Source organism: Microbulbifer yueqingensis (genome assembly GCF_900100355.1).
In the GTDB taxonomy this organism is placed as follows: Bacteria; Pseudomonadota; Gammaproteobacteria; order Pseudomonadales; family Cellvibrionaceae; genus Microbulbifer; species Microbulbifer yueqingensis.
In genome coordinates this window covers 20,314-40,606 of record NZ_FNFH01000004.1, presented here as the reverse complement: position 1 = coordinate 40,606, position 20,293 = coordinate 20,314, and the positions used below count along the sequence as shown (strand labels likewise).

Sequence of the window (20,293 nt, the reverse complement as noted above, 5' to 3'; positions counted from 1 at the left end):
TCAGGGCGCGGTGCACTCGCCCAGCAGCACCTCGCCCTCGCCGTTGCCGGACCGGTGCAGGACCAGGGTGCCGCTGCGCCCCTTGGTGTGCCAGCGGTAGTCAGGGAAGCCCTTGTCGGCGACGAACAGCACACCCGAAGCCGCCGGCTCCTGGTGCATGGAGATAAGCTTGTTGCCGTAAGTCATGGTGGCCGCGGCGGGCCCCTGGGCGGGGATGAGGTATTTTACCTCCAGCTGGTCACCGCTCTCGCACCGGTAGACCCGCGTCTCGACGGCGCCGCCGCTCTTTCCGGTGCCGGAATCACAGGCGGCCGGGACCAGGATGGCACAAGCGGTCAGGGCAGCGAGGGCGCGATTCATGACGGTGGTTTCCCGATTACAGCAATGCTCTCTTGGAGCCCCCGGATCGGGAAAAATTCCGTCGCCCGCCGAATTCCTGTTTGCCGTTACGCGTCCCGGCCGTGCCCCGGGTTTACTGGCCCTCGTCCATTTTGCGCAGGGCAAACCGGGTCAGGTAGGCGCCCATCAGCAGGATGAAGCCGACGATGCCGAGGCTCAGCAGGCCGGAGAAGCTGGTGAACAGGTCGATCAGTGCGTCCATCTCTGGTTCCTCAAATCTTGTCTTACCTGCAGCAAGTGTAAGATCGGGCCAGGGAGCGGAATTGACCTGTATCAAGGGGTGGGTATTTTGGCACTTTGCCCGCCGGGGTCGGGTCGGGGTGGGATCAGAAAACGATAGCTATGCTGGAGAAGATCACTGCCGCCAGCACCAGCAGGAACAACTCGCGCTCCTCGCGCCAGCGGGGCGCCATGAAAACCAGGGCCAGTGGCGGCAGCAGTACCGCCACCAGCCCCAGCGCGGGGTGCTCCCGAAAGCATACCGCCAACAGCCGCAGCCAGCCGAGTGCGGCAAAGACGATGCCGAATACTGTCATTACCGCAGCGACGGGCTCCATGTCACTGTCCTCGGTCGCACTACAGGGATAGGGGTATAGCTGAGTGTATATCAGTCTCCGCCACAACCTTCGCCGCCTTTACCACCGGCTTTCCCGCGCCGCGCTGTGCGGTGTGGCCGGTGTGGCGCTGCTGGCCGCCGCGCTGCTCAGCGGCTGCGAGACCGCCAGCTACTATACCCAGGCCGCTACCGGCCAGCTGCGCATCCTGGCTGCGCGCCAGCCGCTGGAGCGGGTGATCGACGCAGACGACACCGACGTCGCGCTGCAAGAGCGGTTGCGACTGGTGCAGGCTATCCGCGGTTACGCCAGCGGCGAACTGAAGCTACCGGTAGGTGATGCTTACGGCGCCTACGTGAAGCTGGCCAGCGACTACCCCCTGTGGAATGTGCTGGCAGCGCCCGAGTTTTCCCTGGAGCCGAAGCGCTGGTGTTATCCCGTCGCCGGCTGCGCCAGCTACCGGGGGTACTTTGACAGGGAGGATGCGGTCGCGAAGGGCCGGCAACTGACGGAGGAAGGTTTCGACGTCTACCTGGGGCCGGTGCCGGCGTACAGTACCCTGGGCTGGTTCGACGACCCGGTGCTGTCCAGTTTCGTCAACTGGCCGGAGGATCGCCTGGCCGGCCTGCTGTTTCACGAGCTGGCCCACCGGCGTGTGTATATCGCCAACGACACGAAGTTCAACGAGAGCTTCGCCACCGCCGTGTCCCGCCTGGCACTGCCGGACTGGCGCCGGCGCCAGGGTATGACCGGACCTGCCCCGGACCGCACCGCCCAGGCACAGGCGGTGCGCCAGCTGATGGCCAGCGCCCGCAAACGCCTCGAAGTAATCTACGACTCGGGCATGGAAGAGCACATCATGCGCGCCCGCAAGCAGGAAGTGCTGGCCCGCCTGCGCGCCTGTTACCGCAAGATGTCGGCCGGCTGGCCCAACCCCACCCGCTACCAGGCCTATATCGACAAGACCAATAACGCCACGCTGGCGCTGGCATCGGAGTATGAGTCGCGGGTCCCGGCATTCGAGGAACTCTATCGCCGGTCGGGCAGCTGGGAGGCCTTCTACGAGGCCACCGAGCGGCTCGGCAAGCTGGAAAAGGAGGAGCGCAACCTCGAGCTGAATGCGCTGGCTGCCGGGAATCAGCTTTCCAGCAGGAAGGTCACCGGGCCGTCGTTCGACAGCGAGACCTGCATGTCGGCCGCGAACATGCCACTGGCAACCGCCGGCAGCAGGTCGCGGGCCCGCTCGACGAAATAATCGTAGAGCTCCTCAGCCTGCTGCGGGTTGGCGCCGCGGCTGAAACTGGGGCGCAGCCCCCTGGCAGTGTCGGCCACCAGGGTGAACTGGCTGACCACCAGCAGCCCGCCGCCCGCCTGCTGCACATTCAGGTTCATGCGCCCCTGCTCGTCGCCGAATACGCGGTAGTGCAGCACCTTGTGCAGCAGTTTGTCGGCGCTGGCGCGGTCGTCGACTGCCTCGACACCCAGCAACAGCAGCAGGCCGTGGTCGATGGCCCCAACGACCTCACCCTCGACTTCTACTTTTGCGTGGCTTACCCGCTGGATCAGGCCCTTCATTGCGCTCTATCTCCTGCTACTGTCGATAAATCTGAGGGGCCATAGGTTAGCCGACTGTCGGAGTGGAAAAAAGTTGAGGCGGAATTCGTGAGACAGGGGTTAATGAAGGGGCGTCCCCGCCCCTGACGGGGCGGGTCAATTGGGGGATCAGGGTTCTACCGAGAAGCGATCGATATAACTCGAGATCCAAACATCTGTGCCAGGCTCCTGACCGAACCGCTTTGAGTTATCCCTCTCCTGGTAGGTCCGCATAAAGTAGCCACCATTATCCCCCGCCAGTGGTTCAAACTCCCGGAATGACCACTCTACGCAATCGGGCTCACCCTCCGTGCATGTTGGTGGGGCAGTGTTGCCAGACCCGTCTACGAAGTAGCGCAGGTCCAGATAGCTGTCTTGCTGGGTCCATTTGAAACCTGACGTGCGTACATACGTGCCAGACATGCGGAAAAGCTGGTAGCCGGTATTGTCAGCCAGGAAATCGAACCCGAACCCGTATTCATAATAAGCAGAAGAGGTATCGCCGATAGCGAATATCGCATGGTCCAGCAACAGTTTCGAGGGCAGTGGCAAGGTAGGGGTGCTGCTAATCGGCACGATGAAATCACCACCCACAGATGCCGCGGAACCATCAGCGCGCTTCAGGACGCCGCGCACCCGGAGTGCGACACCATCCATTCCCAGGGGGACGTATTCTATGTAATCCCCCCTGTTCATATTGAGCGCCATACGTTCCCGCGGATAGGTGATGGCGCCGTTATCGGTATAGCCGCTATTGAAATCGAATCGCTGGGTTACCGAGCCGCTTGAATTTGGTTGCACGATCACCGCCTGCCAGAGATCAGAATTACCGTAGACCGTGGGATCCTTGTGGAGATAGGTGCCGATGGCAAAACTGTTCTGGGTGACGGACCGGATATCGCCCGAAGTGAAAGCGTTTACCTGGGCAAAAGAACGGTCGGTTTCAAAAGCCCCGTTGGTAGTGTCGCAGCTATAGATATCCACTATCTCGTATGCAGAGAAAGTGGCGCTATCAATGTACTTTCGGAGCACTTTGCCCGTCCGGGTTGCCGAATACTGTCCGTACTCGTTCGGGGCGCAGACTTCCCGGTTATCGTTAAACGTCTCGGATGTGTAGACTCCAGTCGTATCGACCAGTGTCTCCAGGCCTGACAGATGGAACGTAACAGAGTTGTCGTCCGTTTTGGCCATCAGACTTGTGGCTAGGTAGCCATTCCCACTGGTGCCACCTGATAACTGGACCACGAAGCCCCCGGGTCGGTTGAGCTCGGGATAGCTCTGTATAAAGAGCAGTTCCGCCTGATCGTAGCCGGCTACCGGTATCGCCTGGTTTTCGTCTTCAACTATGGCTGACAGATACGCTTCATACTTTGCGGAATCCTGGTCGCGCAGCGACTCGCCGATAAGGATCCCGGTGGGATAATCCTTGAGCAGGCCATAGGTATCCTGTTGGGTGAAAGTTTCCCATTTATCACCGGCGAGGATGGATTTGATTGCCACCGCGCCCTCAATAATGAGTTGCTGGGGCAGCATCTGGGAAGCGCCGATCAGTTCGCCAGCTACCTCCGGGATGCCGCCCGCCGCACGCTCGATAGCAGCGGCCACGCTGGTTGTGGCAGCTGAAACATAGAGGCCCGCTGCCTCCTTTTCGGTGACCTTGCCAGTGACGGCCAGCTCACTGAGCTTGGACGCGATGCCCGCGAACGACTTCAGCACGATCGGCTTGCCGATGTCGGTTTGTGAAAACTGTGCGTTTACGCTGACCACATCATCCGGTGAAGTGTCGGGAATTACCGCCGAGAAGCGATTGCCCTCGAGCCTGGCTGGGTAGGCTTGCCCTCCCACCGTAACAGTCACGGTGCCGGCTCCAGAGACCGCCTCACCGATCAGGCCGGAAACCGTAATATCCGCGCGAATGGTGACAGATACTGTCGCACTGGCCTCCTCCGCTCCATCACTGATGGTGTAGGTAAACTCATCTGTCCCGATGAAATCTGCAGGCAGGCCATAGCGGATCATGCCATTCTCGATAACCGGAGTGACTCCCCGGGCTGAATTACCAACCGAGGTGATGGTCAGCGTATCGCCGTCGCTGTCGGAGTCATTAGCGAGGACGTCGATGGCTAACTCCCCGGCCTTGTGGGAGATGGCAACCGCATCATCCATTGCAGACGGGGCAGAATTGGCCGGCGGTTGCTGGCCGGGATCTTGGTTATCACCACCGCCGCTATCGCCGCCTCCGCCACAGGCCGCTATGGCCAGGCAGAGCGGTAGGAAAGACAGGTTTTTAAGTAGCTTCTGTACTTGGATGAAAGGCAAGGTAAACTCCCCTATTCGAATTATTTTTGGTATTTTTGATAGGTCGGTGCGCAGCGAGGTTTAATGGAGTCGATCACGTACCGTCGTGCCAGAAATATATCGGATAGAACAGGTGGGCGATAGCAAATGAAATGCCCTGTAATCCTGTTGTTGGAAAACTGTGCGTCCGGTCAAACTATCTTTCCGAATTTATGACGAGTACTCTCGAATGATCCTTGCTGTATGGCCGGGTGGTATCGCTGGCGGCGCCGGGTAAGATGGCTGCCCGATCTGGCAGATCGACAACGACTAACCGCGAGAGCTTGAAAATGCACGCATTTGTCACCGGCGGCACCGGCTTTCTCGGTGCCAACCTGATCGAGCAGCTGCTGGCAGAAGGCTGGCAGGTGACCGCCATGCATCGCCCCGGCTCCGATACGCGCCTGCTCGACCGCCCCGGCGTCGCGCCGGTCGAGGCCTCGCTCGACGACATCGACTCGCTCCGCGCGGTGCTGCCCGCGGGCGTGGACGCGGTGTTCCATGTGGCCGGGAACACCAGCATGTGGCGCGGCGGCAATGCTCGGCAGTGGCGCGACAACGTGGTGGGCTCGGCCAACGTTGCCCGCGTTGCCCGCGAGAAAGGCGCCGGGCGCATGGTAGTGACCAGTTCCATTTCCGCCTACGGCTACCACACAGAGCTCATCACCGAAGAGAGCCCGCAGCTGGCCGATGACCCGCGCCACCACTACCTGTACACCAAGAAGCGAGCGGAGCAGGCCGTACGCGAGGAGATCGGGCAGGGCCTGGATGCGGTATTCCTGAACCCTTGCGCTATCGTGGGCAAATACGATACCGGCAGCTGGGCGCAGGCTTTCTACATGATCGCCGGGGACCGCCTGCCGGGGGTGCCGCCCGGTGCGGGCTCTTTTTGCCACGCGGCGGAAGTAGCGCGTGCGCACATCAGCGCGTTCCACCGCGGCCGTAGCGGGGAGAACTATATCCTGGCCGGAACGGACGCGACCTTCCTGGAGTTCTTTGCCACCATTGCCCGCCTGGTGGGCAAGCCGGCACCGCGGCGGACCACGCCTGCCCTGGCCATTCGCGCACTGGCGCGGATGAATGATTGGGTCTCGCGCCTCACCGGGCGCGAGCCCGCAGTGACGCCGGAGAAAGCGGCGATAATCACCCGGCGCGTAACGGCCAGCAGCGCAAAAGCTAGCCGTGAGCTGGGTTACCGGACTGATGTCGAGCTTGAGCAGATGCTGGCCGAGAGCCGCGACTGGCTTTTGGAACAGGGATTGCTGTCGGTGCCACAGGCAGGTGCGGCAACAGGGGACTTATGAATCGCAACAATATTGTCTTTATCCTGGTAATGGCGCTGCTGGTGCTGCAACTTATCCAGCACTATTTCTTCACCGGGACCCAGTAACTCCGCCCCGGCTAGTGTCCGGCTGTAGGAGCGGGCCATGCCCGCGATTCGCCCGCGGTCGTGCACGCCGAAGCCGGGGCCGACCGACAGATTTTTTTGAAGGCACGAGAACCATGGAAGAGAAACGCTGCGACTGGTGCCTCTCCACTCCCCTCTACCGGGAATACCACGACCGGGAGTGGGGCCGGCCCCTTATTGATGATCGCCAGCTATTCGAGTTCCTGGTTCTCGAGGGTGCCCAGGCGGGGCTGTCCTGGATCACCGTACTGAACAAGCGGGAAAACTACCGCACCGCCTTCGACGGCTTCGATCCGGAGAAGATTGCACGCTACGACGAGCAGAAAATTGAAGTGCTGCTGCAGGACCCGGGCATTATCCGCAATCGTCGCAAGGTGGAGGGTGCGGTAAAGAATGCCCGCGCCTACCTGGCGCTGCGCGAGCGCGGTGAGAGCCTGGCCGGGTTCCTGTGGCGATTCACCGACGGCCGCGTGCTGGTGAACGAATTCCGCAGCCTGGCGGAGGTGCCGGCCACCACCCCGGAATCCGATGCCATGAGCCAGGCGCTGAAGAGGGCGGGCTTCGCGTTCGTGGGTTCCACCATCATGTACGCCCATATGCAGGCCACTGGTATGGTGAACGACCACCTGCTCGGCTGCCCCGCGCGTGATCCGTGCCTGGAGCAGGCGCGGCAGATGGGCCTGCTCTGAGACATAGTGAAACGTGCAGCCTGAACAGGGTTTGCCGTATGCTGTGGCCCTGAGCTGATTTTTCCAGTGGAGAAATGGGAAGATGGATTTCAACCAACTCGTCGATGAGTACTGGCCGCAGCTGATGGCACTGGCTATTAATATCGCTGAAGCCATCCTGGTGCTGGTGGTTACCTTCATTGCCGCGCGACTCACGCGCCGCGGCGTGCGCAGGCTATCCGGCCGCCTGGACGCGACGCTGATACCGGTACTCGCCAATATGGCGGTGTGGGCTGTCTACATTGTGGGCCTGCTGGTGATCCTGGATCGCTTTGGGGTGAATACCACCAGCCTGGTTGCCCTGCTCGGCGCCGCCGGTATCGCTGTCGGCCTGGCCCTCAAGGACACGCTGCAGAACATTGCCGCGGGCTTTATCGTGCTGGGGCTGCGGCCGTTCCGCGTTGGTGACTTTATCCAGTTTGGCGACACCCTCGGCACCGTGCGGGAGGTGGGCCTGTTCACCACCCAGCTCGATACGGTTGACGGGCTGTATATCTCCGCGCCCAACGCCAACGTCTGGGGCCAGACGCTTACCAATTTCAGTCGCAATCCCACCCGCCGGATCGAGATTGTGGCCAGCATCGCCTACGGCGACAGTATCGGCACCGGTATCAGAGTGCTGCAGCAGCTGGTTGCAGAAGACGAGCGGATCCTGCCGGAGCCGCAGCCGGCCTTTGCCGTGCGCGCCCTGGCGGACAGTTCCGTCAACCTGCACCTGCGCGCCTGGACTCGCACCGACCAGTACTGGGATGTCTACTGGTCCCTGATGGAGAAGCTGAAGCCGGCGCTGGAGGCCGAGGGGCTTACCATCCCGTTCCCGCAACGGGAGCTGCATATCGTCAACCAGCCGGCGAAGCTGCCGCAAGAGAAGACCGAACATGAGTGAGTGGCTGACCATCGCCCCGTTGACGTGGGGCGGTGTGATAACGGCGATGTTGTGCGCCGGGGCCATCGGCCTGGAGCGACAGCTGCGCGGCAAGCCGGTCGGTATGCGTACCTCCATACTGATTGTGCTGGGCACCTACGCCTTCACCGCGCTGGCCGGCTCCCTGGGCGGCGGTGCCGACCAGGCGCGGGTACTGGGCCAGGTCATCACCGGCATCGGCTTCCTCGGCGCCGGTGTCATGCTGGCGCGCGATGGAGTTGTGGTGGGGGTGACCTCCGCGGCCACCATCTGGGTCCAGGCATCGATTGGTGCGCTGATCGGTTTTGGCGTTCCCGGGACTGCCGTCCTGCTCGCTGGGCTGGTGCTGTTCGTGCTGCTGGGGGTGGATATCCTCGAGAACTACTCGTCACTCATGACCCGCGGCGTGCACACGCGCTACAAGCGCTGGCGCCGCCGTAGGGACGCCGGCAGTGAGGCCGATCCCAGCGGCGGCTGACCCGGGCATTGCTCGCAGGCTGCTCTGCTGAAACTGTTACCCGTTCGTCGACTCTCGGGGCATTTCGTGTCAAAGTAGCCGCCGTTTAATCGCTGTATACAAATTGATCGAGGCAACGAGATGCGAACCAGACTGCATAGCCCCTTTATCCCCACCCTGCTGGCCCTTGCCATCCTCGGCGGTTGCCAGGGCGACGACAAGACCGCGGTAGCGCCCGAGCAGGCGCAGGGCCCCCAGGCCACCGAAACCGCAACCACTTCTGCCGACGCAGTTGCGGAGACGCAGCGCCTCACCGAGTGGTTCAACGAGCGCTACGAAGAGCAGCTGCAGTTCAGCCCCATCCAGCTCAGCTACCTGGGCCGCAAGGAGCTGTACGACCAGATCGACGACATGAGCGAGGCCGCGGACGAGAAGGAGCTGGCCTGGAAGGCCGAGACGGTGCGCGAACTCAAGGAGCAGTTTGATTACGACAAGCTGACCACCGCCGGCAAGGAATCCTACGACCTGTGGGTATTCCAGTACGAGCAGGCGAAGGCCAACAAGCCCTTCTGGGGCCATTCCTACTTTGCCAGCGAGCTGTATGGACCGGAAGCTTCCCTGCCCACCTTCCTGATCAACCAGCACAAGGTGGACACCGTCGAGGACATGCAGGCCTATATCGCCCGTATCGGCGGCGTCAGCCGGGCCATGAAGCAGCTGCTCGAGCGTGCCCAGCGTTCAGCGCAGGAAGGCATCCGCCCGCCGCGCTTCGCCTATGACCTGGCCGTGGAGCGGGCGCAGAAGGTCATCACCGGCCAGCCCTTCGGCGGTGAAGAGGATTCACCGCTGCTGGCCGACGCCAGGGGCAAGATCAAGTCGCTGCAGGAAGACGGCAAGATCGACGAGAAACAGGCCGGGGAAATGCTGGCCAAAGTCGAGAAGAGCCTCAACGAGGAATTCAAGCCTGCGTACGAGGCCTACATTGCCTGGGTGCAGGAAGATAGCGCCAATGCCAGCGAAGAGCCGAAGGGCGCCTCCAGCCTGCCGAATGGCGAGGCCTACTACAACAACCGCCTGGCCAACTACACCACCCTTGAGCTGACCGCCGACCAGGTGCACCAGATCGGCCTGGATGAGGTTGCCCGGATCCGCAAGGAGATGGAAGGCATCAAGGACCAGGTGAACTTCGACGGCACCCTCCAGGAGTTCTTCACTTTCATCCGCACCGACGACCAGTTCTACTACCCCAACACCGACGAGGGTCGCGAGGGCTACCTGGCCGAGACCCGTGGCTTCCTCGACGACATCGAGAAAAAACTGCCGCAATACTTCGGCATCCTGCCCAAGGCGGGCCTGGAGGTTAAGCGGGTCGAGGCTTTCCGCGAGGTGCCGGGCGGTGCCCAGCACTACCAGTCCGGAACCCCGGACGGTTCGCGCCCCGGTGTCTACTACGTGCACATGTCCGACATGAGCGCGCTGTCCACCACCGATATGGAGACGGTGACCTACCACGAGGGCAGCCCGGGTCACCATATGCAGATCTCCATCGCCCAGGAGCTGGAGAATATCCCTAAATTCCGCACCCAGGCCCACTTCACTCCCTACATCGAGGGCTGGGCGCTGTACTCGGAGAAGCTCGCCAAGGAAATGGGCCAGTTCGAGGATCCCTACAAGGACTTCGGCCGCCTGACTGCCGAGATGTGGCGGGCTATCCGCCTGGTGGTGGACACCGGCATGCACGCCAAGGGCTGGAGCCAGGACCAGGCAGTGGAGTACTTCCTGGAAAACTCCGCCATCCCGGAAGGCGCCGTACGCTCCGAGGTGCGCCGTTACCTGACCCTGCCGGGCCAGGCCACCTCCTACAAGATCGGCATGCTGAAAATCCTCGAGCTGCGCGAGAAGGCGAAGGAAACCCTCGGCGAGAAGTTCGATATCCGCGGATTCCACGACACCATCCTCGGTGGCGGCGCCCTGCCCCTGCCGATGCTGGAGAAGCGGGTGAACCGCTGGATCGAAGGGGTCCAGCAATCCTGATCACCATGATCGGATGAGAAAAAGCCGGGCAAAGCCCGGCTTTTTTGTGTCCGCCATAGCGGAGGCCCACTTCCCCGCTATTGGAATTTTGTGTTCTCCGGGCGCGCGCAGTAGCATCTGCGGACCGGGAAATTCCGTGAGGAGAGAAAAATGAAATACCTGTCGATGGTGGCAGCCCGCCTCGGATTGACGATGGCTCTATGTGTGACTATCGCTGGCCACGTCTCTGCTGCCGAGGTCGTCGAAAAGCGTATCGAGAGCGAGAAACACGACTTCCGCATCGTGAAGGTGGCCGGGGGGCTGCATCACCCCTGGGCCGTGACCCGGTTACCCGACGGACGATTCCTGGTTACCGAGCGTCGCGGGAAACTGGCGCTGGTCGATGACGGCGAGGTTAAGTATCTGGGCGGCACGCCGGAAGTTTCCGCCCTCGGCCAGGGCGGGCTGCTGGACGTGGCGCTGCACCCGCAGTACGGCGATGGCGAGCACGACTGGATCTACCTGACCTATTCAAAGCCCGGCGATGGCGGCACTGCCACTGCGCTGGCCCGCGCCCGCCTCGGTGACGGGCGGCTGGAAAAGGTCGAGGAGATTTTCGTACAGGACCGCTTCTCCTCGCCCGGCCGCCACTATGGTTCGCGCCTGGCCTGGCGCGATGACGGCACCCTGTTGATGACTATCGGTGACCGCGGCGTGGACCGTTCCCGCGCCCAGGACATCACCGACCACGCGGGCAGCGTGTTACGCCTGACGGAAACCGGCGCCGCACCTGAAGACAACCCTTTCGCCGGTGACAAGAAGGGCCTGGCTGAGATCTTCAGCTACGGCAATCGCAATATCCAGGGCCTGGTGGTTGCGGAAGACGGACGCATCTGGGCCAGTGAGCACGCCGCCCGAACCGGTGATGAGCTGAACCTGATCGAGCCCGGAGTGAACTATGGTTGGCCCAGGGCCACCCGCTCGAAAGAGTACAGCCGGGACGAGGCGATTGGCGCGAAGACGGCGCCCGGTACCCGCGACGCCGTGCACTACTACGAAGGCCGTTTTGCGCCCTCCGGGCTGGCCTATGTAAACAGCGCTATCTTTCCCAACTGGCAGGGAAACCTGCTCGCCGGTGGCCTTGGCAGCGAAAAGCTGTTGCGTATCGAGCTCGACGGGGACAAGGTGAAAGCTACAGAGACCCTTTTTGCAGGTAAGCTTGGCCGCATCCGCGATGTCTACCAGGCCCCTGACGGTTATATCTATTTACTCAATGACACTTCGGACGGCGGCCTGTTCCGCCTCGAGCCCGCAGGTCGTTGATCGCCATGGCACAGGGAGGAGGTATGTTGATGAAACCGGCAATGAAGATATTCGCGGTATTCGGTGTCGCGCTGCTCACGCTCGCGGGAGATATCGCCGCGGTACAGGCCGAGCCAACTGAGCTGGTGGTCCGCGCCAGGGCGAAGGATGCAAAATTTATCGGCACCTCCATCGGCGGTGCCAGGGTGATTGTGCGCGAAGCGGCCTCGGGGCGCATCCTTGCCGAGGGAATGACCAGTGGCAGTACCGGCAATACCGAGGTGATCATGAAGCAGCCCCACCGGCGCCACCAGCCGATTGCCGAAGGGGCTGCCGCCTTCCGTACCTCGCTGGAGCTGGACGAACCGAAACTCGTCACGGTCGAGGTGCTGGCACCCTACATCAAGAGGCAGGCGCGGGTGCTGGCCACCACACAGACCTGGCTCGTGCCGGGCAAGGATATCGACGGCGACGGGCTCGTCATCGAAATTCCGGGCATGGTCGTGGATGTCCTGAGCCCGCAGACCCATCGCTACGCGTCGCTCAGCGAGGGCCCATTCGAGATCAGGGCGAATGTGGTGATGATGTGCGGTTGTCCTGTTACGGACGGCGGACTCTGGGACGGCAGCAAGATGGAAGTGGCGGCCGTGGTCAAGAAAGACGGCGAAGACTTCAAGACAATTCCACTGAAGTTGACCGACGACAATACCTTCAGCGCCTCGCTGGAACCGACCCAGCCGGGTGTATACGAGCTGCTCGTATACGCTTTCGATGACCGCACCGGCAACACCGGCGTGGACCAGGTCAGCTTTATCGTACGCAAGTAGATAACCTCCCCGCATCCCGTCCCTGGTGAGCTCAACGGCTCGCCGGGGATATTTCCCCGCGACAATAACCGGGCCATGAGCGCCGGTTGACATAATTTCTGGAAAACCGGTAGATTTCCCCGCCCGGACTGGCCCGTGCACTCGCAGTGTTTCTTTTCTTTGCGGCGCGACCCAAGCGCGGCAACCCCGCCCCGGTGCCAGTCACTATTCTACCGGGCCCGTCCCCGTGACCGGCTCGATTCAGGGCGCAATTCCCGCGGGGGCCAGTACTTGATCCTGCCGGCACCCATAATGGCGGCTTGCGCCAACACATCAACCTGCACATTTTCGAAAGGAGGATAAGAGCCTATGAATGATGATCTGTACCCTTCCCGAGTCGGGGGCAGGGAACAAATCATCCCCAGACAAGACCCGGTCGTTTACCACCGCGAGCTGCCGCATGGCTTAGACCCGCTGGATCAGGAGGATCTGCGCCACTACGAGGAAAACGGCTACCTGGTTTTCCCGGACTTTTTGCCGGAAATGGTGGAGCCGATCCGCACCGAGGTGGAAGTTATGCGCACTGAACTGGCGGGCCGCCAGGAGCTGGTGCGCGAGCCACAGAGCAACGAACTGCGAACAATCTTCAACCCCTGCCGATTCAGCACCACGGTGGCCAACCTATTCCGCCATCCGCGCGTGCTGCCGATCGTGCGTCAGCTGCTCGGCTCCGATGTCTATATGATGCAGTCGCGGGTGAACAACAAGCCCGCCTTCACCGGCAAGTCCTTCGCGTGGCATTCCGATTTTGAGACCTGGCACGTTGAGGACGGCTTGCCGCGTATGCGCGCGCTTACCGCCTGGCTCATGCTGACGGAAAACCACGAGCGCAACGGCCCGCTCTATGTGATTCCCGGTTCACATCACCTGTATGTCTCCTGCCGCGGCCGTACCGGAGCCGACAATTACAGGACGTCGCTGCGCGAGCAGAAACTGGGCGTACCAGAGCCCGATACCATGCACGACATCCTGAACGAGCGGGAGATTCACGCCATTACCGGAGCGCCGGGTACGCTCGTGATACACGAATGCAACCTGCTGCATGGCTCCCCTGACAATATCTCCAACGAGCCCCGCCAGGTGGCTATGTGTGTCTATAACAGCGTGCACAATCGCCCGGTGGCGCCATTCGGCGGCCAGAAACCGCGCCCGGATTTCCTCAGCAGCCGCGACACAGCACCGGTCTCGGTGGCTATGGACTCTGCCAGTCCGTGTGACTGGAAAGAGGCGGTCTAAACTGCGGTAAGGGCGGCAAGCCGGCCAAACACTCGCAGGGAGCAAGAGATGGAAAATCAGGGCAGGGAAGCCCTGCGCCACCAACATCGGCCAGAAAATATCGCGCGCCGGCTACAGCAGAAGCCGCGTCCCCCCAAGCTCGCGGATTTCGTGCTGGGGGCCATCGATGGCTGTGTCACCACCTTTGCCATCGTCTCCGGTGCCTTTGGCGCTGGCTTCCCGTCGGTGGTGGTAATCATCATGGGTTTTTCCAACCTGTTGGCCGATGGCTTCAGTATGGCGGTCAGTAATTACGAGTCAGTGCATACACAGCTGGAGCATGCCCGTGCCGCCCGCCGCACCGAAGAACGGCACATCGACCTGGTGCCAGAGGGCGAGCGGGAGGAGATCCGCCAGATTTTCGCCGCAAAGGGGTTTAGCGACGATACGCTCGAAGAGGTGGTGGCGACCATCTGTAGTGACCGGCGCCTGTGGGTCGATACCATGCTCGCCGAGGAGTACGGTATCAGTTCCGTACCGGCCAAGCCGGTAGTCTCCGGACTGGTCACGTTTCTGGCCTTTGTCCTGATCGGGGCCTTTCCGCTACTGCCCTACCTGCTGCAGGCGGGGCCGGTGGACGCGAAGTTCTACCTGAGCTGTGCCCTGGCCGCGGTTACCTTTTTTGCCATTGGTCTCTGCAAGGGCTGGGTGAACGGCAATCCTCTGCTGCGGGCCGGCGCCAGGACGCTGCTGCTGGGTGGCAGTGCGGCGATGCTCGCTTTCCTGGTGGGCTTTCTGTTGCGGGGCCTGGTGCCGGTCAGCTGAATGCAGCAATGCGCGTGTGGACGTCGTTTTCAGCCCCTCGGGTGTAACCATTATGGATGAAGAAGGCAGCGTGCTCGCCTACCAACTGAGGGGTGGCGTCAACCTGGCGCTCACTGCGCAGCTGGAAATATACAGCGGCCTCCGCTGGCGACAGACAGACGATATGCAAGTGGCTGCCAGCCTCTTCCCGGCAGAATTCGAGCTGGCGGCGGACAGCCTGCTGGCAGAGATCGCGACGCGCTGGCAGTTCTGATGTGCATATCTCCGTCCCGCACCGGGCCCCGGCAAACGGGGGCTAACTGGCGCGGAATGAATCCTGAAAAATTATATTCAACGACTGGAGGAAAAGCGGCTGAGAGATCTATCGTTATTCATGATGCGTGTAAAAAGTTTCCTCCCTAAAGCATCGTCCGGCGTATCGGGCCATCTATCGGGAAAAAATTTCGCGCATTTACACGGAAGTAAGCGCGGGTGGAGGTCCGCAGTAAGCCTCACTGCGTAAATACCCCTGCGAATGGTCAATTACAGGATGTAATCATGTTCAGCAGCAAACTCATGATCGCGGCTGCAATGGCAGCCATGGCCTCTGTTTCCGCCCATGCGGAAAACTTCTATATAAGCGGCTCTGCCAGCTGGAACGACATGGATGATGTCGATACAGACGGACGCTTCAACAGTAACTTTGTCACCGGTGAGGGTGTTGTTATTCCAGCCGGTGTAGTCATTCCTGCCGGTACCCGCCTGCAGTGGGACACCGATGTTGATAACAGCTGGGGTGTCCAGCTGGCTCTGGGCTGGCGCATGGAAGACTGGCGTTTCGAGGCAGAGTACGCCTGGGCCGAGCACGATGTGGAGGGCCACAAGAATGTGCGCGTCGACGGTCTCAATATCGACGGCGTCGATGCCGCTGTATTGCTGAGCGGGGTGTTGACGCCGCTTGGCTTTACTGTGGGCGAGATAGTTGATGGTGGTCAAGGGGATATCAGCGCCGACTATCTCTTTTTCAACGCCTATTACGATTTCGATACCGGTACCCAGTGGCAGCCATATGTCGGTGCGGGTATTGGCAACGCCTGGGTGGACGTGGACTACAAGCCTTCCGATGTACGCATTGTCGATGACGACGACAGCGTGTTCGCGTGGCAGGTCATGGCGGGCCTCAACTACCTGTGCAGCGATGAGCTGACATTCTTCGGCGGCCTGCGGTGGCGCGAGGCTAATGATGCCGAAGTCGATTCCCGGTTGCTGCCGGCTGAATTCGACATCGAGACCGAGAGCCTGATTGTGGAGCTCGGTGTCCGCTGGAACTTCACCATGTATTGATTCGCACGGACGCTGGAACTCAGGCCGTAACCACCCGGTTACGGCCTGAGTGCTTGGCGCGATACATGCGTGCGTCAGCTTCGGCCAGCAGCTCGGACTGGGTGCGGTCGTCGTCCCCGGCTCCGGCCACACCGAAACTGATGGAGAGGCGCGCCGGTGGATCGTAATTCTGGCCGAGCCGTTCCACACGCTCCCTCAGTTTCTCGGCGAGTACTGCTCCCCCCGCCGCGTCGGTATTTGGCAGCAGGACAAGGAACTCCTCGCCACCCCAGCGGGCCACCAGGTCCCCCGAGCGCGTATTGCGGCGCAGCACCTTGCCCACATCCTTCAACACGCGGTCGCCAAAATTATGGCCGCGCGTGTCATTGAGCGACTTGAAATGGTCCAGGTCGCCAACCAGCACTGTGTAGCCGAGTCCGGCGCGCTCCAGCTCCTGTAGCGCGCGGTAGGCCTCACGCCGGTTTGCGAGCCCGGTCAGGGCGTCAGTGCTGGCGTGGTTTTCGAGTTCAACGGTCAGTGTATTGAGCAGTTTCTGTGCCTCGTCACGACTGCTGTCGAGCAGTGCCGTGAGCGCGGTCAACGCGCCGAATACCGCGACGAAGCGCGCGCGATAGGCCAGGTCGTATTCGGCCTTCAGGCCCGGGAAGTCGGGGTAGAAGAGTGCCAGGGCAGTGGCGGCACCCACCGCCATCAGTATGAGAGTGCCGTTACGGTAGCCGAACAGGTTGATGAACCCCGGCACCAGCATGACGGCCCACATCAGGCCGGTATTGTTCACACCCCCGGAGAGCAGAAGGTAGAAGTAGAGGATCAGCAGCAGGCAAGTCACAGCCGCCGGGGTCTTGCTGCTCGGTCCCAGCAGGTTGATGCCGATATAGGTAACGAGGATCAGGACGGTAACCCCGGACAGGGTCAGGGCCTGCCATATCGCGCCGTCGGTCAGTGCCAGCACTGCCATGGCTGCAGTAATGGCCAGCGAGAATATCAACATATATCCCGAGGCCTGGACCCGGCGGCGCAGGTCCAGTTCGGCCGCCCTGATGCTCGGATTTTGCGCGCTGCTGAACTGGTGCCCTGAGCCCATTGGTAGTTCCTGGAAGACGGACCAGCTACTCCATCGGTCCGCGACCCCGGCAGAACCCGGGTGTCGAATGGTTAACGCTTTCCGTGCGCCCTGTATCACCAAAACTGCCGGGACGAGTGGCGCGCTATTTGAAATATTTAAAACAGCCGCCAAGTATATTGCGAATTGTTGTGGTGCCAAAGCGATGGCTATAGTTTTAGGGAAAATTGAACAGGGAGTCCCGGACTCTTGGAACCGTTAAGGCTGACTTGCGGAAATATCCTGACATTGCGTGCCGGTGGACTGGTATGTCCGGCGCACAAGCACCTGGTGCGCGGCCGCGGGCTCTCGGCGCAGATCTATGAGCTTGGCGGCCCGCAACTGGCCGCGGACTGTAAAAATCTGCCAGAGTGCGGTATTGGCGAGGCGCGGATCACCCGGGCATACAACCTGCCGGCGGAATATCTGTTGCACACGGTAACCCCCCAGTGGAGCAGCGGCGACCAGTGGGGCGCTGAGGCATTGGTGCAGCTGCGCCGGTGCTACCAGAGCGTACTCGACCTGGCGCGCAGCAAGGGGATCGGTACGCTGCTGTTTCCCGCGCTGGGCGCCGGTACCAATCGCTTTCCTCACAGTATTGCGGCGCACCAGGCACTTGAAGTGCTGACCAAACGGGCGGGAGAATTCCAGCAGCTTACGGTATGCCTGCACACGCCTGCCGCCCTGGCAGAATGGCGCAGGGTGAAAGAAGATTTTTTCCCTGACGCCTAGCACCGGCGCCGGATATTCAGCGCGTCAGCACATCCGCCATGGACAGCATTATCAACAGCGCAATCCACAGCAGGCCGGCCACGGCCACAAGGCGCAGCATCTGGCCCGCAGAGCGAAGGCGCATGAAAACGATCATCACCAGCGCCGCCATCGCCACTGCGCACGACAGGTGCAGGGTATAGCGCAACGCGGTATTACCGAGCATGGCTGCCGCCAGGGTGGCTGCGAGCAGCGCCAGCAGGGCCAGCCAGCAAAGAATTGCAGAGCGATAGTTCACGTCAGGCTCGCAGTAGATAAAAACAGGTGAAAATAAAGATCCAGACCACGTCGATAAACGCCCAGTAGAGGCCGGCAATTCGCAACTGGCGATCAAGCCGGTCGGGCCGGCGCCATCCCCTTACCAGTACCAGCATCACAGCCAGCACGCCGAGCCCGATCAGCATATGGGCGGCGTGCAGGCCGGTGGCCACGAAATACAGGTTGAAGAAAAGCTCGGCCAGCTGGGGCTCTTCACCCGGGTAGACAAACGGCAGGCCCAGAACCGGCATCAGTTGCTCTTTGTATTCGCCGTACCACTCGACGCCCTTGAGCACCAGGAACGCCGTCCCGAGCGCGGCGGTGGCCAGCAACCACCAGATGGTGGGTCCGCGTCGCCGCGCGCCGGCGGCAAGTTCGGCCAGCACCATGGTCAGTCCGCTGGTGAAGAGCAGTGCGGTGTTAACCGCAGCCAGTACAAGGTCCAGGTGCTCCGCCGCCCCCGCAAAGGCGTCTGCATACCTGAGGCGGCAAATTACAAATGCTGCGAGCAGGCCGCCGAACAGCAGTACCTCGGTCAACAGGAACACCCACATGCCCAGCAGTCCTGCGTGTTGCTGCTGCTCGATATCGTCGAAGTGATCGGCGGGGGGCGTAGGGTCCGGGATATTACTCTCTGTATTCATAGGGCCCCCCGGTGACAACCGGCGTCTCCTTGAAGTTGTGCACGGGCGGTGGCGACATGGTCTGCCACTCGAGGCCCCGCGCATCCCAGGGGTTCGGTGGCGCCGGTTCGCCCCGGCGCAGGGACCAGGACAGGTATATGAGCGGCAGCAGGTAACCGATTGCCAGCACGCCCGCCCCCAGGCTGGACAGGACATGCAGGATCGCAAAATCGTCCGGATACGAATGGTAACGCCGCGGCATACCCGCGTAGCCCAGCAGGAACTGCGGATAAAAGGTCAGGTTGAGGCCGATCAGCAGTGCCACCGCGGCGGTACTCGCCCAGGCGCGTGAAAACATGCGCCCGGTCAGTTTCGGCCACCAGAAATGCAGCCCGCCCATATAGGCGGTGACGGCGCCGCCGACCATGATGTAGTGGAAATGTGCGGTTACAAAATAGGAATCGTGCACATGGACATCCAGCGCCAGCGCGGCGAGGAAGATGCCGGTGAGCCCTCCCACCGTGAACAGCTCCAGGAAGGACAGGGCGTAGATCATCGGCGCCGTGAACGAGATGCGGCCGCGGAACAGCGTTGCGGTCCAGTTCAGCGTCTTGATCGCCGAGGGCACCGCGACCAGGAAGCTGAAAAAGGAAAAGAGAATGCCGGCATACATGCTCTGGCCCGACACGAACATATGGTGTCCCCAGACCACGAAGCCGAACAGCGTGATCGCCATGATGGAAATGACCATGCCGGTATATCCGAACACCGGGTTACGCGAGAAGCAGGAGATGATTTCCGATATCACACCCATCGCCGGCAGGATCATGATGTACACCGCCGGATGGGAATAAAACCAGAACAGGTGCTGGAACAGCAGCGGGTCGCCGCCCAGCGCGGGGTCAAAAATGCCGATGCCGAGCCCGCGTTCCAGGCCCACCAGCAGTAACAGGGTCGCCAGCACGGGGGTGGCCAGGATCATGATCAGCGCCGTGGCGTAATTGGCCCAGACGAACAACGGCAGCCGCATCCAGGTCAGGCCCGGCGCACGCATGGTGTGTACGGTGACAACAAAATTAAGCCCGGTGAGGATCGACGAGAAACCGACAATAAATATGCCCACCGCCGCCGCCAGCACTGCCGAGTTGGAGAACAGCGTTGAATAGGGCGTGTAGAAGGTCCAGCCGGTATCGACGCCGCCGGCGATCACCGCGGCAAGGGTAAACAGCCCACCAAGGGAGTAGATGTACCAGGACAGCAGGTTGAGCTTGGGGAATGCCATATCCCGTGCACCCACCATCAGCGGAATGAGGAAATTACCCAGGGTGGCGGGAATGGACGGGATCAGGAAGAACCAGACCATCACTATGCCGTGCAGGGAAAACAGCCGGTTGTACTCCTCCGCGCTGAACAGGTCTCCTGCGGGCGTGATCAGCTCAAGGCGTATCAGCAGCGCGGCGGCGCTGCCGAAGAAGAAAAATACGGTAATCGACACGGCGTAGAGCCAGGCGATGCGCTTGTGGTCGACGGTGAGCAGCCACGAGCGGATACTCCAGCCGCCGCTGAGGTAATCGTCTGTACATGCCTCGCCGGCAACGGTCGGTGATTCAGCCAC

Annotated in this window: 22 protein-coding genes; 13 read left to right on the top strand and 9 right to left on the bottom strand. The window is 61.5% G+C overall.

The window, feature by feature from the left end:
* The 3 genes from BLT26_RS10715 to BLT26_RS10705 form a co-directional block, all read right to left on the bottom strand.
* The gene (locus BLT26_RS10715; protein WP_091513546.1) at positions 1-360 is read right to left on the bottom strand and encodes an MliC family protein; all 360 of its coding nucleotides are present in this window, start codon (positions 358-360) and stop codon (positions 1-3) included.
* Positions 361-472: 112 nt separating this feature from the next.
* On the bottom strand, positions 473-601 hold the full coding sequence (locus tag BLT26_RS10710; RefSeq protein ID WP_091513539.1) for a DUF3149 domain-containing protein: 129 nt from the start codon (positions 599-601) through the stop codon (positions 473-475).
* A gap of 124 nt (positions 602-725) precedes the next feature.
* The gene (locus tag BLT26_RS10705; RefSeq protein ID WP_091513536.1) at positions 726-956 is read right to left on the bottom strand and encodes a hypothetical protein; all 231 of its coding nucleotides are present in this window, start codon (positions 954-956) and stop codon (positions 726-728) included.
* A gap of 43 nt (positions 957-999) precedes the next feature.
* Between BLT26_RS10705 and BLT26_RS10700 the strand changes: the two genes are divergently transcribed.
* Positions 1,000-2,208, top strand: a complete 1,209-nt coding sequence (locus tag BLT26_RS10700) for an aminopeptidase (protein ID WP_245720682.1) — start codon at positions 1,000-1,002, stop codon at positions 2,206-2,208.
* On the opposite strand, the gene dtd is transcribed toward BLT26_RS10700, so the two are convergent.
* Both dtd and BLT26_RS10690 read right to left on the bottom strand, forming a co-directional pair.
* Entirely contained in the window at positions 2,091-2,528 is a 438-nt protein-coding gene (dtd, locus tag BLT26_RS10695) for a D-aminoacyl-tRNA deacylase (RefSeq protein ID WP_091513529.1), read from the bottom strand. The two genes, BLT26_RS10700 and dtd, sit on opposite strands and share 118 nt — an antisense overlap.
* Before the next feature lie 147 nt (positions 2,529-2,675).
* Positions 2,676-4,865: an Ig-like domain-containing protein gene (locus BLT26_RS10690; protein ID WP_139169504.1), complete on the bottom strand. Its 2,190-nt coding sequence runs from the start codon at positions 4,863-4,865 to the stop codon at positions 2,676-2,678.
* A gap of 308 nt (positions 4,866-5,173) precedes the next feature.
* Between BLT26_RS10690 and BLT26_RS10685 the strand changes: the two genes are divergently transcribed.
* The 11 genes from BLT26_RS10685 (at position 5,174) to BLT26_RS10635 (ending at position 15,924) form a co-directional block, all read left to right on the top strand.
* Positions 5,174-6,187 (top strand): SDR family oxidoreductase, encoded by a 1,014-nt coding sequence (locus tag BLT26_RS10685; RefSeq protein ID WP_091513522.1) that lies wholly within the window; start codon positions 5,174-5,176, stop codon positions 6,185-6,187.
* A gap of 199 nt (positions 6,188-6,386) precedes the next feature.
* Complete coding sequence (locus BLT26_RS10680) at positions 6,387-6,980, top strand: DNA-3-methyladenine glycosylase I (RefSeq protein WP_091513519.1); 594 nt, start codon at positions 6,387-6,389, stop codon at positions 6,978-6,980.
* A gap of 82 nt (positions 6,981-7,062) precedes the next feature.
* On the top strand, positions 7,063-7,905 hold the full coding sequence (locus BLT26_RS10675) for a mechanosensitive ion channel family protein (RefSeq protein WP_091513514.1): 843 nt from the start codon (positions 7,063-7,065) through the stop codon (positions 7,903-7,905).
* Entirely contained in the window at positions 7,898-8,401 is a 504-nt protein-coding gene (locus BLT26_RS10670) for an MgtC/SapB family protein (protein WP_091513510.1), read from the top strand. Before BLT26_RS10675 ends, BLT26_RS10670 begins: the two co-directional genes overlap by 8 nt.
* A 120-nt stretch (positions 8,402-8,521) precedes the next feature.
* Positions 8,522-10,414 carry a DUF885 domain-containing protein gene (locus tag BLT26_RS10665; RefSeq protein WP_091513507.1) on the top strand — a complete coding sequence of 631 codons (1,893 nt, stop codon included), beginning with the start codon at positions 8,522-8,524 and terminating at the stop codon, positions 10,412-10,414.
* A gap of 150 nt (positions 10,415-10,564) precedes the next feature.
* A complete protein-coding gene (locus BLT26_RS10660) occupies positions 10,565-11,716 on the top strand; it encodes a PQQ-dependent sugar dehydrogenase (RefSeq protein WP_091513503.1) in 1,152 nt (383 codons plus the stop codon).
* A 23-nt stretch (positions 11,717-11,739) separates the two neighbouring features.
* Positions 11,740-12,522: a hypothetical protein gene (locus BLT26_RS10655; protein ID WP_245720681.1), complete on the top strand. Its 783-nt coding sequence runs from the start codon at positions 11,740-11,742 to the stop codon at positions 12,520-12,522.
* Between the two features lie 348 nt (positions 12,523-12,870).
* Entirely contained in the window at positions 12,871-13,797 is a 927-nt protein-coding gene (locus BLT26_RS10650; RefSeq protein ID WP_091513498.1) for a phytanoyl-CoA dioxygenase family protein, read from the top strand.
* Between the two features lie 48 nt (positions 13,798-13,845).
* Complete coding sequence (locus BLT26_RS10645; RefSeq protein WP_091513495.1) at positions 13,846-14,601, top strand: VIT1/CCC1 transporter family protein; 756 nt, start codon at positions 13,846-13,848, stop codon at positions 14,599-14,601.
* A gap of 52 nt (positions 14,602-14,653) precedes the next feature.
* Positions 14,654-14,854, top strand: a complete 201-nt coding sequence (locus BLT26_RS10640; RefSeq protein WP_139169502.1) for a hypothetical protein — start codon at positions 14,654-14,656, stop codon at positions 14,852-14,854.
* A gap of 284 nt (positions 14,855-15,138) precedes the next feature.
* Positions 15,139-15,924: an outer membrane protein gene (locus BLT26_RS10635; RefSeq protein WP_091513489.1), complete on the top strand. Its 786-nt coding sequence runs from the start codon at positions 15,139-15,141 to the stop codon at positions 15,922-15,924.
* Positions 15,925-15,943: 19 nt separating this feature from the next.
* On the opposite strand, the gene BLT26_RS10630 is transcribed toward BLT26_RS10635, so the two are convergent.
* On the bottom strand, positions 15,944-17,008 hold the full coding sequence (locus BLT26_RS10630; protein WP_091513485.1) for a GGDEF domain-containing protein: 1,065 nt from the start codon (positions 17,006-17,008) through the stop codon (positions 15,944-15,946).
* Between the two features lie 267 nt (positions 17,009-17,275).
* Here BLT26_RS10630 and BLT26_RS10625 point away from each other — a divergent pair, with 267 nt between their 5' ends.
* Positions 17,276-17,758: a macro domain-containing protein gene (locus tag BLT26_RS10625; RefSeq protein ID WP_245720680.1), complete on the top strand. Its 483-nt coding sequence runs from the start codon at positions 17,276-17,278 to the stop codon at positions 17,756-17,758.
* 16 nt (positions 17,759-17,774) lie between these two features.
* Here BLT26_RS10625 and BLT26_RS10620 read toward each other — a convergent pair whose 3' ends face one another.
* From BLT26_RS10620 to BLT26_RS10610, 3 genes are read right to left on the bottom strand one after another with little or no spacing between them, the layout of a single operon-like run.
* Complete coding sequence (locus BLT26_RS10620; RefSeq protein ID WP_175453091.1) at positions 17,775-18,035, bottom strand: cytochrome C oxidase subunit IV family protein; 261 nt, start codon at positions 18,033-18,035, stop codon at positions 17,775-17,777.
* Between the two features lies 1 nt (position 18,036).
* Positions 18,037-18,699: a cytochrome c oxidase subunit 3 gene (locus BLT26_RS10615; protein WP_217631424.1), complete on the bottom strand. Its 663-nt coding sequence runs from the start codon at positions 18,697-18,699 to the stop codon at positions 18,037-18,039.
* On the bottom strand, positions 18,683-20,293 hold the full coding sequence (locus BLT26_RS10610; RefSeq protein ID WP_217631423.1) for a cytochrome c oxidase subunit I: 1,611 nt from the start codon (positions 20,291-20,293) through the stop codon (positions 18,683-18,685). Before BLT26_RS10610 ends, BLT26_RS10615 begins: the two co-directional genes overlap by 17 nt.

Coding starts and splice junctions, on each gene's coding strand:
- BLT26_RS10715 (WP_091513546.1), bottom strand. CDS start 360: ATGAATCGCGCCCTCGCTGCCCTGACCGCTTGTGCCATCCTGGTCCCG.
- BLT26_RS10710 (WP_091513539.1), bottom strand. CDS start 601: ATGGACGCACTGATCGACCTGTTCACCAGCTTCTCCGGCCTGCTGAGC.
- BLT26_RS10705 (WP_091513536.1), bottom strand. CDS start 956: ATGGAGCCCGTCGCTGCGGTAATGACAGTATTCGGCATCGTCTTTGCC.
- dtd (WP_091513529.1), bottom strand. CDS start 2,528: ATGAAGGGCCTGATCCAGCGGGTAAGCCACGCAAAAGTAGAAGTCGAG.
- BLT26_RS10685 (WP_091513522.1), top strand. CDS start 5,174: ATGCACGCATTTGTCACCGGCGGCACCGGCTTTCTCGGTGCCAACCTG.
- BLT26_RS10680 (WP_091513519.1), top strand. CDS start 6,387: ATGGAAGAGAAACGCTGCGACTGGTGCCTCTCCACTCCCCTCTACCGG.
- BLT26_RS10675 (WP_091513514.1), top strand. CDS start 7,063: ATGGATTTCAACCAACTCGTCGATGAGTACTGGCCGCAGCTGATGGCA.
- BLT26_RS10670 (WP_091513510.1), top strand. CDS start 7,898: ATGAGTGAGTGGCTGACCATCGCCCCGTTGACGTGGGGCGGTGTGATA.
- BLT26_RS10665 (WP_091513507.1), top strand. CDS start 8,522: ATGCGAACCAGACTGCATAGCCCCTTTATCCCCACCCTGCTGGCCCTT.
- BLT26_RS10660 (WP_091513503.1), top strand. CDS start 10,565: ATGAAATACCTGTCGATGGTGGCAGCCCGCCTCGGATTGACGATGGCT.
- BLT26_RS10655 (WP_245720681.1), top strand. CDS start 11,740: ATGTTGATGAAACCGGCAATGAAGATATTCGCGGTATTCGGTGTCGCG.
- BLT26_RS10650 (WP_091513498.1), top strand. CDS start 12,871: ATGAATGATGATCTGTACCCTTCCCGAGTCGGGGGCAGGGAACAAATC.
- BLT26_RS10645 (WP_091513495.1), top strand. CDS start 13,846: ATGGAAAATCAGGGCAGGGAAGCCCTGCGCCACCAACATCGGCCAGAA.
- BLT26_RS10640 (WP_139169502.1), top strand. CDS start 14,654: ATGGATGAAGAAGGCAGCGTGCTCGCCTACCAACTGAGGGGTGGCGTC.
- BLT26_RS10635 (WP_091513489.1), top strand. CDS start 15,139: ATGTTCAGCAGCAAACTCATGATCGCGGCTGCAATGGCAGCCATGGCC.
- BLT26_RS10630 (WP_091513485.1), bottom strand. CDS start 17,008: ATGGGCTCAGGGCACCAGTTCAGCAGCGCGCAAAATCCGAGCATCAGG.
- BLT26_RS10615 (WP_217631424.1), bottom strand. CDS start 18,699: ATGAATACAGAGAGTAATATCCCGGACCCTACGCCCCCCGCCGATCAC.